The organism is Nocardioides sp. GY 10113 (genome assembly GCF_004919105.1).
In the GTDB taxonomy this organism is placed as follows: domain Bacteria; phylum Actinomycetota; class Actinomycetes; order Propionibacteriales; family Nocardioidaceae; genus Nocardioides.
Window position 1 is genome coordinate 144,854 of the sequence record NZ_STGK01000007.1, and the last position, 12,021, is coordinate 156,874.

At 74.4% G+C, this 12,021-nt stretch carries 8 protein-coding genes; 2 read left to right on the top strand and 6 right to left on the bottom strand.

Features of this window, described 5'->3' with window-relative positions; genetic code table 11:
- Nucleotides 1–8: 8 nt before the first annotated feature.
- The 3 genes from E8D34_RS11215 to E8D34_RS11225 are packed head-to-tail and all read right to left on the bottom strand — an operon-like array spanning nt 9 to nt 3,789.
- On the bottom strand, nt 9–1,556 hold the full coding sequence (locus E8D34_RS11215; RefSeq protein ID WP_240771295.1) for an AMP-binding protein: 1,548 nt from the start codon (nt 1,554–1,556) through the stop codon (nt 9–11).
- On the bottom strand, nt 1,553–2,557 hold the full coding sequence (locus E8D34_RS11220; RefSeq protein ID WP_136594717.1) for an acyl-CoA dehydrogenase family protein: 1,005 nt from the start codon (nt 2,555–2,557) through the stop codon (nt 1,553–1,555). The genes E8D34_RS11215 and E8D34_RS11220 overlap by 4 nt, the downstream gene beginning before the upstream one ends.
- Before the next feature lie 11 nt (nt 2,558–2,568).
- Nucleotides 2,569–3,789, bottom strand: a complete 1,221-nt coding sequence (locus E8D34_RS11225; RefSeq protein ID WP_136594718.1) for an acyl-CoA dehydrogenase family protein — start codon at nt 3,787–3,789, stop codon at nt 2,569–2,571.
- Between the two features lie 132 nt (nt 3,790–3,921).
- Here E8D34_RS11225 and E8D34_RS11230 point away from each other — a divergent pair, with 132 nt between their 5' ends.
- Nucleotides 3,922–4,569, top strand: coding sequence for a TetR/AcrR family transcriptional regulator (locus E8D34_RS11230; RefSeq protein WP_136594719.1), 648 nt, complete (start codon nt 3,922–3,924; stop codon nt 4,567–4,569).
- A gap of 8 nt (nt 4,570–4,577) precedes the next feature.
- Here E8D34_RS11230 and E8D34_RS11235 read toward each other — a convergent pair whose 3' ends face one another.
- Both E8D34_RS11235 and E8D34_RS11240 read right to left on the bottom strand, forming a co-directional pair.
- Complete coding sequence (locus E8D34_RS11235; protein ID WP_136594720.1) at nt 4,578–6,191, bottom strand: succinic semialdehyde dehydrogenase; 1,614 nt, start codon at nt 6,189–6,191, stop codon at nt 4,578–4,580.
- Nucleotides 6,188–7,597, bottom strand: coding sequence for a cytochrome P450 (locus E8D34_RS11240; RefSeq protein ID WP_136594721.1), 1,410 nt, complete (start codon nt 7,595–7,597; stop codon nt 6,188–6,190). Before E8D34_RS11240 ends, E8D34_RS11235 begins: the two co-directional genes overlap by 4 nt.
- Nucleotides 7,598–7,733: 136 nt before the next feature.
- On the opposite strand from E8D34_RS11240, the gene E8D34_RS11245 reads away from it, so the two are divergent.
- Nucleotides 7,734–8,345 carry a TetR/AcrR family transcriptional regulator gene (locus tag E8D34_RS11245; protein WP_136594722.1) on the top strand — a complete coding sequence of 204 codons (612 nt, stop codon included), beginning with the start codon at nt 7,734–7,736 and terminating at the stop codon, nt 8,343–8,345.
- A 77-nt stretch (nt 8,346–8,422) separates the two neighbouring features.
- Here E8D34_RS11245 and E8D34_RS11250 read toward each other — a convergent pair whose 3' ends face one another.
- A complete protein-coding gene (locus tag E8D34_RS11250; protein WP_136594723.1) occupies nt 8,423–11,986 on the bottom strand; it encodes an ABC transporter ATP-binding protein in 3,564 nt (1,187 codons plus the stop codon).
- Between the last annotated feature and the right edge of the window lie 35 nt (nt 11,987–12,021).

Genomic DNA, 12,021 nt, shown 5'->3' on the forward strand with positions numbered 1-12,021 from the left:
GGCCCTCCTCAGCCGCGCACCAGCGAGCGCACCGCCTTCCGGTCGGTCTTGCCGACGCTGGTCAGCGGCACCGCGTCGACGATCCGCACCTCGCGCGGGTACTTGTACTTCGCCAGCCGCGCCTTCGCGAACTCGACCAGCTCCTCCGGGTCCGCGGTGTGGCCGGGGTGCAGCGCGACCACGGCGACCACCTCCTCGCCCTTGGCCTCGTCGGGCACGCCGACGACCGCAGCCGACGCGACCGCGTCGTGCTCCAGCAGCGCGTCCTCCACGTCGCGAGGGAAGACGTTGAAGCCACCGCGGATGATCAGGTCCTTGAGCCGGTCCACCACGTAGAGGTAGCCGTCCTCGTCGAACCGACCGACGTCGCCGGTGTGCAGCCAGCCGTCGACCACCGTGCGGTCCGTCTGCTCGGGGTCGTTCCAGTAGCCGAGCATGATCCCGTCGCCGCGGACGCAGATCTCGCCCTCCTCACCGGCCGGGACCGGGTTGCCGAGCGGGTCGAGGATCGCGACCTCGTGCTGCGGCAGCGGCTTGCCGACGCTGCCCGGGCGGTTCTCCTCGACCGACGGCGGCGTCGAGATGACGGCGCTGGACTCGGTGCACCCGTAGCCCTCCAGCAGGACGATCCCCAGGCCCCGCTCGGCCTCCTCGCGGACCGCCGGCAGCAGCGGGGCCGCACCGGAGCCGCACGAGGTGAGCGAGCTGAGGTCGTAGTCGGCGTAGGGCAGCTCGAGGATCATCTGCAGCATCGAGGGCACCACCGAGCTGGACTCGATCTTGAACTCCTGCACCAGCTCCAGCCAGTTCCGGGCGTCGAACCAGCGCTGCATGAAGGAGGCGATCCGCCGGTCGCTGTGCAGCCCGGCGATCGTCACGATCAGCCCGAAGGCGTGCGAGAGCGGCAGCGGCAGCAGCGTCCGGGTGGCGTCGATCGATCGCGCGATGGCCTCGACACCGCGGCCGGACTCCCACAGGCCGTGGTGGCTGAGCATCACGCCCTTGGCCCGCCCGGTGGTGCCGCCGGTGTAGAGCAGCGCGGCCAGGTCCTGGTCGGCGCGCGGCTCGATCGGGAGCGGGTCGGCGGTCTCCAGGTCGGCGTACGGAATGGCGTTCTCGACACCCTCGGGCACGTCGCCGACGACCAGCAGCTGGAGGTCCAGCCCCTGGGCCGCCCCCGCGGCCAGCGGCACCAGCAGGTCGCTGACGATCACCGCCTTGGCCCCGGAGTTCTCCAGGATGTGGTGCAGCTCGGGCTCGGTCTGCAGGAAGATCACCGGGGTCACCACGGCGCCGGCGCGCCAGATCGCCTGGTAGCTGACGAAGACCTCGGGGGTGTTCATCATCAGCACCACCACCCGGTCACCGGGCTCGATCCCCATCCGGCGCAGGCCGCCGGCGACCCGTGCCGCCCGGCCGTGGATCTCGCCCGTGGTGTGCCAGGCGCCCTCGAACCACAGCATGTCGAAATCGCCGACCCGCTCGTAGTGCTCCTCCGCGAGCCGCGCCAGGTTGTGCTTGCCGACCTCCATCGCTGCCACCTCCGTGCTGCTCATCGGTCCACCTCCGTCCCGGCCGCGGCCGCGATCGCGATCCGGGCCACCTCGTCGAGCGCGGCGACGTCGTCGCCGAGCAGGAACCGGTCCACCTTGGCCCGCCTCCAGTACAGGTGCGCGTCGTGCTCCCAGGTGAAGCCGATCCCGCCGTGCACCTGGATCAGGGTCTCCGCGGCCAGCTCCAGCGTGGCGGCCGCAGCGGCCTTGGCCGCGGCCGAGGCCAGCGGCAGCTCGGCCGGGGACTCGTCGGCGGACCAGGCCGCCCACCAGACCAGCGAGCGCAGCTGCTCGACCTCGACGTAGGCGTCGACCAGCGCGTGCTTGACCGCCTGGTACGAGCCGATCGGGCGGCCGAACGCGTGCCGCTCCTTGGCGTAGGCGACGCCGATCTCCAGCGCCCTCGAGGCGGCGCCCAGGCCCTCGGCGGCGAGGATCACCCGGCCGACCCGCTCCGCACGGGTCCAGCGGTCGGCCGCCCCGTCGGCTGCGGCTGCGACCACCTCCCCCTCCTCCAGTACGACGTCACCGAGGCCGCGGGTCGGGTCGATCGGCGCGCGCTCGGTGACGCTGCCGCGGCCGAGCACGACGTCGTCGCCGCGCCGGGAGAAGAAGACGTCGGCGCCCGCCGCATCGAGTACCGGGCCGCCGTCGCTGACCGCGACCGCGAGGCTGCCGTCGGCCAGCGCGGCCAGCCGGTCGGCGTCGCCGTCGAGCAGCACGGCCGCGCGGGCGAACGTGACCAGCGAGGGTCCGGCCAGCACCCGACCGGCCTGCTCCGCGACCACGGCCAGGTCCAGCACGGAGCCGCCCCCGCCGCCGGCCGACTCGGGCACGGTGATCGCGGCGAATCCGCTCTTGACCAGCTCGGTGCGTCCGGGCGGGATCGCGGCGCCCGGCTCGTCCAGCGCCGCGCGCGCCGCCGCGGGCGAGGCGGAGCCGGTCAGGAAGTCGCGGGCGGCCGCGGCGAGGTCGCGCTGCTCGTCACTCAGGTCGAAGTACATCGCTGCCCCCCTCAGGCGCCCGCTGCCGCGAGCTCTCGGAACGTCTTGTCCTTGTCGGCCCGCGGCTCGGGCGGCAGCCCGAGCACCCGCTCGCCGATGATGTTGCGCAGCACCTCGTTGGTCCCGCCGGCGATGGCGATGCCCGGGAGCCCGGCCTGCAGCAGCTGCCAGCCGGCGTTGCCCTCGGCGTCGGCGGCGTAGACGGCGTCGTCGCCGAGCAGCCGCACCGCGAGGTCGGCCAGCTCGCGAGCGGCCCGGGTGCCGGCGAGCTTGCCGGCCGAGGCCTCGGGGCCGGGGAACGCGCCCCGGGAGAGCGCGGTGAGCAGCCGGTAGCCCGTGTAGCGGGCTCCCAGCGTGGCGACGTAGGAACGGGCGAAGTCCTGGCGGACCAGCGCCTGCCGCCCCTCGGGCAGGTCGCCGATCCGGGCGGCGACGTGCTCGGCCACCCGCTCCACGTTGGCGCCGATGTCGCTGCCACCGCCGCCGAGGGTGAGCCGCTCGCTCATCAGGGTGGTCAGCGCGACGCGCCAGCCGTCGCCGACGTCTCCGAGGCGCTCGGAGTCGGGGATCACGACGTCGTCGAAGAAGACCTCGTTGAACTCGGCGCCGCCGGTCATCTGCCGCAGCGGGCGGGCGGTCACCCCCGGGGCCTTCATGTCGACCACGAACATGGTGAGCCCGCGGTGCTTGGCCACGTCGGGGTCGGTGCGGGTGAGCAGGATCCCGTAGTCGGAGAGGTGGGCCAGGGTGGTCCAGACCTTCTGGCCGGTGACGTGCCAGTCACCCTGCTCGTCCTGCACGGCACGGGTGCGCAGCGCGGCCAGGTCGCTGCCCGAGGCGGGCTCGCTGAACAGCTGGCACCAGACGTCCTCGCCGCGCAGCAGCCGGCGCAGGTAGCGGTCCTTCTGGTCCTGGCTGCCGTGGCCGATCACGGTCGGTCCGCACATGCCGATCCCGATCATGTTGATCAGCGGCGGGATGCCGGCGCGGGCCACCTCCTGGTCGATGATGGCCTGCTGCATCGGGGTGCCGCCCCGACCACCCGCCTCGACCGGCCAGGTGACGCCGACGTACCCGGCGTCGTACAGGAGCGCCTGGCGCTGGCGGGAGAGGACGTTGTCGAACGCCCGCCCCTCCTCGGCCCGGTCGCCGAGCTCGGCCTTGTTCTCGGCGAGGAAGGCGCGGACCTCGGCCCGCCAGGCCGCCTCGTCGGGGGTGTCGTCGAAATCCATCCTCGTCCTTCCTCGCATGCATGGGAGCGGACCGTCTGTGAGCCACGCCACATCGGCGACCTCAGGGTGGCACGAAACTTTTCGGCACTCAAGCATGGAAATGTCGCCCCCGGGCGGGTTGGATGGGCCGACATGAGCGCCCCGGATCCGGACCCGGCCGCCCCGCCGCGACGGGCGCGGCGGACGCAGGCCGAGCGCCGCGCGACCACCCGCGGCGCGCTGCTGGACGCCACCATCGACGTCCTCGTCGAGCACGGGTACGCCGGCCTCACCACCGTCGCGGTCTGCGAGCGCGCCGGGGTCACCCGGGGCGCGCAGGCGCACTACTTCGCGACCAAGGCCGAGCTGGTGGTCGAGGCGCTCAGCCACCTCACCGACCGGCTCGTCGCCGACCTCGCCGCCAAGCCGCTGGCGAGCCCCGACGGGGGCGCCGGCGGGCCGCGGGCGCAGTACGCGGCGCTGATCGACCGGCTCTGGGAGATCTTCAGCGGCCCCGTCTCCCTCGCCCAGCTGGAGCTGCTCGCCGCCGCGCGCACCGACGAGGACCTGCGCCGTCACCTGACCCGCTTCGAGCGGGCGGTGATGACCACGCTGGGCGACGGCGCCCGCCAGGCCGCCCCGCACCTGGTCGACCGACCCGAGTTCGGCGCCGCGATGGCCACCACGATCGCCACCATCCGGGGGCTGCGGATGATGCGTGCGGTCGCCAGCGAGCGCGCCGTGCGCCGGCACTGGCTGGCCGCGCGCGAGCAGCTGCTCGCGGGGCTGCCGGCGTCCTGACCGTCGCGTCAGCGCACCCGGAGCCTCCGCAGCAGCCGCAGCTGCCCGTTGCCCATCGCCACGAACCTCTCCAGCGCCATCCCGGGCGGCGGCCCGACCGGCCCGATCCGGGACGCGGCGATGGTCTGCGACTCGGTGTACTTGCGGATCCCCTCGGCGCCGTGACGGCGGCCCAGACCGCTGTCGCCCCGGCCGCCCATGCCGGCCTCGATCGAGCCGGCGGCCAGCGCGGCGCCGTCGTTGATGTTGACCGACCCCGCGCGGATCCGGCGGGCCAGCGCATCCGCGGCCCCGACGTCGCGGCTGAACACCGATGCCGAGAGACCGGCAGAGCCCTGGTTGGCGATGGCCAGCGCCTCCTCGTCCCCCTCGGCACGGTAGAGCGCGAGCACCGGCCCGAACGTCTCCCCCAGGCACACGTCCATCTCCTCGGTGACCCCCTCGAGCACGGTCGGCGCGTAGCAGCAGGGGCCGAGGTCGGGCCGCGCGCGCCCGCCGGCCAGCACCGTCGCGCCCTTCGCCACCGCGTCCGCGACGTGCGCCTCGACCTTCTCCAGCTGCGCCGCCGAGGCGAGCGACCCGACGTCGCAGCCGAAGTCGAACGTCTGCCCGACCTTCTGCCCGCTGGTCAGCGCCAGCAACCGCTCGCGGAACTCCTCGTAGACCGAGCCGTCGACGATCACCCGCTCGATGTGGATGCACATCTGACCGGTGTTGGCGAAGGCCGCCGCGACGGTCCCGCGGGCGGCCAGATCCAGGTCGGCGTCCGCGCGCACGATCAGCGGGTTCTTGCCACCCAGCTCCAGCGAGGCCCCGATCAGCCTCCGCGCGGCCCGCTCCGCCACCGTCCGCCCGGTGGCGGTCGAGCCGGTGAAGGCGACGTAGTCGACGTGGTCGACGACCGCCTCGCCGATCGCAGCGCCGGGCCCGGCGACCACCTGCCACACATGCTCGGGCAGCCCGGCCTCGGCCATCAGCGCCCGGGTCCACAGCAGGGTGAGCGGGGTCTGCGGGTCGGCCTTGCCGAGCACCGCGTTGCCGGCCAGCAGCGCCGGGATGGTGTCGCCGACGCCGAGGTAGAGCGGGTAGTTCCACGGCGAGATGATCCCGACCACGCCCTGGGGCACCCGCACCTCACGCGCCGAGGTCAGGCCCGGCATCGCGCCACGCACCTTGCGGTCGGCCAGGTACGACGCCCCGCGGCGGGCGTAGTGGCGGGCCAGGTTGGCGACCTGGAGCACCTCCTGCCAGGCGTGGAAGCGGGCCTTGCCCATCTCCCACTGGATCAGGTCCATCACCTCGTCCTGGCGCTCCACGAGCAGGTCGTGGAAGCGCAGCACCACGGCGGCACGATCCTCGAAGCTCAGCTCCGCCCAGGCGGGCTGCGCGGCGCGGGCCAGGTCGACCGCGGCGGCCACGTCCTCCGGTACGCCGGCCGGCACCGACGCGGTCGGCCGACCGTCGTACGGCGCGGTGGCGGCGAGCGTGCCGTCGCCGCCGGAGGCGGGCACCGCCACCCACCGGGTGAGCGAGGCCAGGCGCGCGTCGGTGACCCAGTCGGGCCGCACCGTGCTCTCGCCGGGCCCGGTCGCGGGCGTGGTCGTGGGCTCGGCGAGCGTCATCGCGCACCCCCGGTCCCCATGCCGCCGCCGGTCCGGACCAGGTTCAGCGGCTGGCCGTCCTTGGGGAACGGCAGCGAGTGGTTGTCGAGCGGCACGACGTAGCCGGGCGGGACGCTCCATCGGTACTCGCGCAGCAGCCGGTGCAGGATCGCCTTGATCTCCATCCCGGCGAAGTAGAGGCCGATGCACTTGTGCACGCCGCCGCCGAACGGCTCCCAGGCGTAGCGGTGCGACTTGTCCTCGCGCCGGTCGGACGCGAACCGCTCGGGGTCGAAGACGAACGGGTTGGTCCAGTACTCCTCCATCAGGTGCGACCACTGCACGCAGACCATCGCGTCGGTCCCTGCGGGGATCTCGACTCCCTGCACGACGGTGTCCTTGACCGTGTGCCGCGACAGCATCGGCACCGGCGCGCGCAACCGCAGCGCCTCGCGCATCACCAGGTCCAGGCTCCCCAGGCCCTCGAGCTCGGCGAGCGTCGGCTCGGCCCCGAGCGCCAGCGACTCCTCGCGGCAACGCTCCTGCCAGGCCGGGTGCTGGCCGAGGTACTGCAGCATCGTCGTCGCGGTGATGGTGGAGGTGTCGTGGGCGGCCATCATCAGGAAGATCATGTGGTTGACGACGTCCTCGTCGCTGAACCGCTCGCCGTCCTCGGTCTCGATGTGGCACAGCACGGAGAAGATGTCGTCGGTCCGCTCGGCCCGCTTCGCCGGAAGGTAGTGGCGCAGGAACTCCTCGAGCACCTTCCGCCCGCGGAACGCGCGGCCCCAGCGGGTGAACGGCACGTCGGCGCGGACGATCCCGGCCGCCGCCTGGACGCAGGCGATGAACGCGCGGTTGACCCGTTCCATCTCGGCCCGCGAGGTGTCCGCCGCCCCGCCCATGAAGATGTCCGCAGCGATGTCGAGGGTGAGCTGCTTCATCCGCGGGTACGCCGGGAAGGCCGCGTCGCTGCCCCACTCGGCCAGGCCGCGCGCGATCGCCGGGTGCATCGCCCCCGCGTAGGACTCCAGCCGGGTCCGGGTGAACGCCTCCTGCATGATCCGGCGGTGACCGTGGTGCTCCTCGAAGTCCATCAGCATCAGCCCGCGGGTGAAGAACGGCCCGACGATCTGCCCCCAGGCCGGCCCGTTGGCGAAGGCCTTGTCACGGTTGGTCAGCGCCTCCTCGCAGGCGTCCGGCCCGAGCAGCATGACGGCGTCGGTGGTGAAGGCGTTGAACGGCGCGACCGGGCCGTAGGTCTCCCACTGGTGGCGCATCAGGGCCACGGGGTCCTTGGCGTAGTCGAAGATCCGACCGAAGACCGGGAGCCCGCGGTCGTCGGCCTGCAGCGCGGGCACCGGCCGCGTCACCGCGGGCGCCTCCCCTCGCCGCGGCCGGGGCCGCTCGGTGGTCACCTGACTCATCGCGCCTCCTCGGGCGTCAGTGGTTGTGACATGCCTCCTGGCCGAGCATGATTCTGAAAGGGAACCCTGTCAACCTTTTGTCGGCGGCGCCCGCAGGCTCCGCCGGGCCCGCCCGGCGGCGTGAGAGGGTGGCCCCATGGCCGTGCAGTCGGGCGTCTACCGCGGAGTGAGCGCGGCCGAGCGCGCCTCCGAGCGCCGGGCGCGACTGCTGGAGGCGACCCTCGAGGTCTGGGCCGACCCCCGGCAGCGCACCACGATGACCGCGGTGTGCAGCGCGGCCGGCCTCACCGAGCGCTACTTCTACGAGAGCTTCGGCGGCCTCGACGACGCGCTGCGCGCGGTGCTCGACGCGGTCGCGGCCGAGATCGAGCAGGTCACCCAGGCGGCTGCGGACGCCGCCGGACCGGAGCCGGTCAGCCAGGCCACCGCCGTCCTCGAGGCGTTCGTGCGGTTCCTCACCGACGACCCGCGCAAGGGGCGGGTGGCGGTGATCGAGGCCGGCGCGATGCCGGCGCTGCGGGCCCGTCGTACCGAGCTGCTGCGCGACTTCGCGCACCGCTCCGCCGTCGACGCCCGCGACCGGCTCGGCCTCCCCCACCGCAGCCCCCACGAGGAGGAGATCGCCGGCCTGCTCTTCATCGGCGGCATGGCCGAGCTGGTCACCGCCTGGCTGGAGGGCGCACTGGAGGCGACACCGGAGGAGATCGTCGCCACCGCCGGCAAGAGCCTGATGGCGCTCTACGCCTGACCACCCGAGCCGTGAGTCGGTGACCCCCGAGCCAGGAAGACCCCGCTCGGCGGCGCCCAACCCCCGGCTCGGCGGCGTCAGCCGGCCAGGTGCCCCCACCGCTCGGCGAGCTCGACCCACGGCCCGACCGCCGCGATCTCGCCGTCGACGAGCACCACCACCCGGTCGGCCTGCGCCAGCGCCGCACGCTTGGACGTCGCGCCGATCACCGTGGTGTCACGGGCCCGCAGCGCGGTCCACAGCTCGATCTCGGTGGCCGCATCCAGAGCGCTGGAGACGTCGTCGGCGAGCAGCAGCTCGGCGTCGGCCGCCAGGGCCCGGGCCAGCGCCAGGCGCTGCACCTGGCCGCCCGAGAGCCGTACGCCGCGGTGCCCCACCAGCGCCTTCGGGCCACCAGCCTCGGCGACGTCCTCGCCGAGGCGGGCGTCCGCGACCGGCTGGTCGAACGCGCGGTCGTGGCCGAGCTGCACGTTGTCGGAGAACGAGCCCGACAGCACCCGCGGGACCTGGGCGACGTGACCGACCTGGCCGGGCTTGAGGAACACCTCGGGGTCGGTCACCTCCTCACCGTTCCACCGCAGCGCGCCGCGGTGCTCGATCAGCCCCGCCAGCGCGGCCAGCAGGCTCGACTTGCCGGAGCCGACCTGGCCCACCAGCAGCACCAGCTCACCGCGCTCGACCGCGAGGTCGACGCGCTCGACGCCGATCGTGCCGTCGTCGTGGACCGCCGAGAACCCGGAGAGCTCCAGCCGGTCCAGGCGGACCCGGCGGACCGGGTCGGGCCCGGGCGCCTCGCCGGCGACCAGGTCGATGCCCTCGGGCAGCGTGGTCAGGTCGCGGCCGCCGGCGAACCGGCTCGTCGTGCGCTGCCACGCCCGGGTGCCGGGCGCCTCGGTGACCACCGCGCCCGAGACCCGACCGAACCAGTCGAAGCCGCTGACCGCGGTCGCCACCAGCAGTGCGGTGGCCAGGCCCCAGACCTCGGCGAGGTAGCACGCCCACGCGGCGACGACGCCGACCTGGACCATCACGATCGGGACGCCGTCCAGCAGCGCCTGCACCCGGTGCTCGAACACGGCGGCCTGGACCCGGCCGTCGTCGACCCGGCGCAGGTGGGCGCGCACCTGGGGGGTGCGGCCGGCCAGCTTCACCGTCCGCGCCGACTCCACCGCGGAGACCACGGCCCGCCCGAACGAGGCGCGGGCCGCCGAGGAGCGCGCGGCCGAGCGACCCGCGACCGGCCGCCCCAGCGTCGCCGCCAGGGCGCTCGCGGCCATCACCGCGAGCAGGATCCCACCGGCGAGCCAGGTGCCGCCGACGAGCATGGTGATCAGGGCGACGAGCAGGCCGTTGACGAAGTCGACCCAGCGGTCGGCGTACCGGGCGTAGCGGTCGGCGTCCATCGTGCGGGCCACCACCTCGCCCGGGGGCGTGCGCGGCAGTCGGCGGGTCCGGATCTGACCGAGCAGGACCGTCATCCGCACCCGGAGCATGACCTCGATCCACCAGCGCGGGTAGCGCCGGAAGGCGTCGGCCAGGAACAGGGGCGCGGAGAGCAGCGCCACGACCAGCAGCGCCGTCAGCAGCAGGGGCGACTCGCCGTCCGCGAGCCGCTGCACGACCAGGCCCCACAGGAAGCCGGTGATCACGCCGAGCGGCGCCAGGACCGACCCGCCGAGGAAGAGCAGGATCGACCAGGCACCCCACCACGGGCGGATCCAGAGCGCGTGCCAGATGCCGCGGGCCAGCGAGGGCCCCGAGCCCACCTCGGGCCGCTGCGGCGGAGTGCCGATCCGCCGGCGCGCACCCACGCCGCCGCCCGGCGCGGCGTCCTCCGCCTCCTGCGCCGGTACGACGGGCGCGACCGGCGCCGCGGGGGCGATCGGCGTGCCGTCGACCACATCGCCGGGACCGGCGTGGCCGCTGGCCAGCAGCAGCCGGCGGTAGGGCCCGTCCTCCGCGGCCAGGACGCTCCTCGGGCCGTGCTGGACCACCCGCCCGTGCTCGAGCACGGCGACCGCCTCGGCCCGCTCGATGGTGCTCAGCCGGTGTGCCACGAGCACGCCGGTGCGGCCACGGATCAACCGGTCGGCGGCGGCCACGACGCGACCCTCGGTGACCGGGTCCATCCGCGCGGTGGCCTCGTCGAGCACGACCAGCTGCACGTGGCGCACCAGCAGCCGGGCGAAGGCGACCAGCTGCTCCTCGCCGGCCGACAGCGTCGTGCCGCCGGGGCCGAGCAGGGTGTCCAGGCCGTCGGGCATGCCGGCGACCCACTCGGTCAGGCCGAGCTCGGCGACGGCCGCCTCCACCTCGGTGCGCGGGGTGTCGGCGAAGAGCGTGATGTTCTCGGCCAGGGTGCCGGCCAGGATCTCCGTGCGCTGGGTGACGACGCCGACCCGGCTGCGCAGCGCCTGGAGGTCGAGGGTGGTGATGTCCACCCCGTCCAGGAAGATCGTGCCCGGCGGCGGCTCGACCGCGCGGGAGAGCAGCGAGGCCAGCGTCGACTTCCCGGAGCCGGTGCGCCCGACCAGGGCCAGGGTGTGGCCGGCCTCGAGCCTCAGGTCCACCCCGCGCAGACCGAAGCCGCCCTCGGCGTAGGAGAAGTCGAGGTCCCGGATCGTCAGGTCCAGGGCGCCCTCGGGGACGTCGGCGCCGCCGTCCGGCTCCTGCTCGGAGGCGAGCAGCGCGCGCAGCCGCACCACCGCGCCGAGCCCGGCCTGGATGTCGGGCAGCTGGTGGGCCAGGTTGTTGATCTGACCGACGAACATCGTCGTCGCCAGGAAGAGCGTGACCAGGCCGGCGACGTCGAGCAGCCCGCCGCTGACCAGGGCCACTCCGGCGACCGCGATGGCGACCAGGAGGCCGTGCAGCAGCAGCCCCACGCGGACCGCCAGCCCGGCCTCGACGCCCAGCACCCGCAGGAACTTCTCGTGGACCGCCGCGGAGAGCCGCGCCAGGCGTTGTACGGCGAAGGCCTGGCCGCGGCTGGTGCGCAGGTCGTCGCGGCCGGCGATGCCCTCCTCCAGTGCCGCGGCGTGGTCGGTCCAGGCGGCCTCCTCGATCACCTTGAGGCGAGCGATCTCGGCGAGCCGGGGTCGCATCACCCAGACGGTGACGCTGCCGACGACGGGGAACAGCACGAACGCGGGCCACCAGGCCAGGCCGGCGACCAGCCACATCGGGATCGCCGCGAACGCGGTGCGCATGGCCATCCAGACCTGCTGGCGCAGCAGGGTGCCGACCTCGTGGGTGTCGTCGTCGACGCGGTCGAGGACCTCGCCGACCGCCTGCTCGGTCAGGTGCGCCAGGGGCTGGTGCAGCGCGGCGCTGAGCAGGTCCCCGCGGAGGCGGCCCTCCGCCCTGTCGACGACGCCGGCCCAGACCACCCGGCCGGCGGTGTCGACGACGGCAGAGCCCACCACGAACAGCGCGAGCAGCCCCACCAGCGTCGCGGTCGGTCCCTCGGCCACCTGCCCGGCCGCCACCGTGCCCAGCGCCTGCCCGAGCGCTCCCACCGCGACGGCGGCGACGGCGAAGCCGGCCGCGGGCCCACGCAGGCGGCGCCAGCCGACCTGGCGGGACGGGTCGGGGGCGGCCGGCGCCTGGCGCGGCGCGACGGGGTCGAGAAGCGTGGTCATCGGATCCAAGTTACGGAGGCGGACCGGGGTCGCGC

Coding starts and splice junctions, on each gene's coding strand:
- E8D34_RS11240 (WP_136594721.1), bottom strand. CDS start 7,597: ATGAGTCAGGTGACCACCGAGCGGCCCCGGCCGCGGCGAGGGGAGGCG.
- E8D34_RS11225 (WP_136594718.1), bottom strand. CDS start 3,789: ATGGATTTCGACGACACCCCCGACGAGGCGGCCTGGCGGGCCGAGGTC.
- E8D34_RS11215 (WP_240771295.1), bottom strand. CDS start 1,556: ATGAGCAGCACGGAGGTGGCAGCGATGGAGGTCGGCAAGCACAACCTG.
- E8D34_RS11245 (WP_136594722.1), top strand. CDS start 7,734: ATGGCCGTGCAGTCGGGCGTCTACCGCGGAGTGAGCGCGGCCGAGCGC.
- E8D34_RS11235 (WP_136594720.1), bottom strand. CDS start 6,191: ATGACGCTCGCCGAGCCCACGACCACGCCCGCGACCGGGCCCGGCGAG.
- E8D34_RS11230 (WP_136594719.1), top strand. CDS start 3,922: ATGAGCGCCCCGGATCCGGACCCGGCCGCCCCGCCGCGACGGGCGCGG.
- E8D34_RS11220 (WP_136594717.1), bottom strand. CDS start 2,557: ATGTACTTCGACCTGAGTGACGAGCAGCGCGACCTCGCCGCGGCCGCC.
- E8D34_RS11250 (WP_136594723.1), bottom strand. CDS start 11,986: ATGACCACGCTTCTCGACCCCGTCGCGCCGCGCCAGGCGCCGGCCGCC.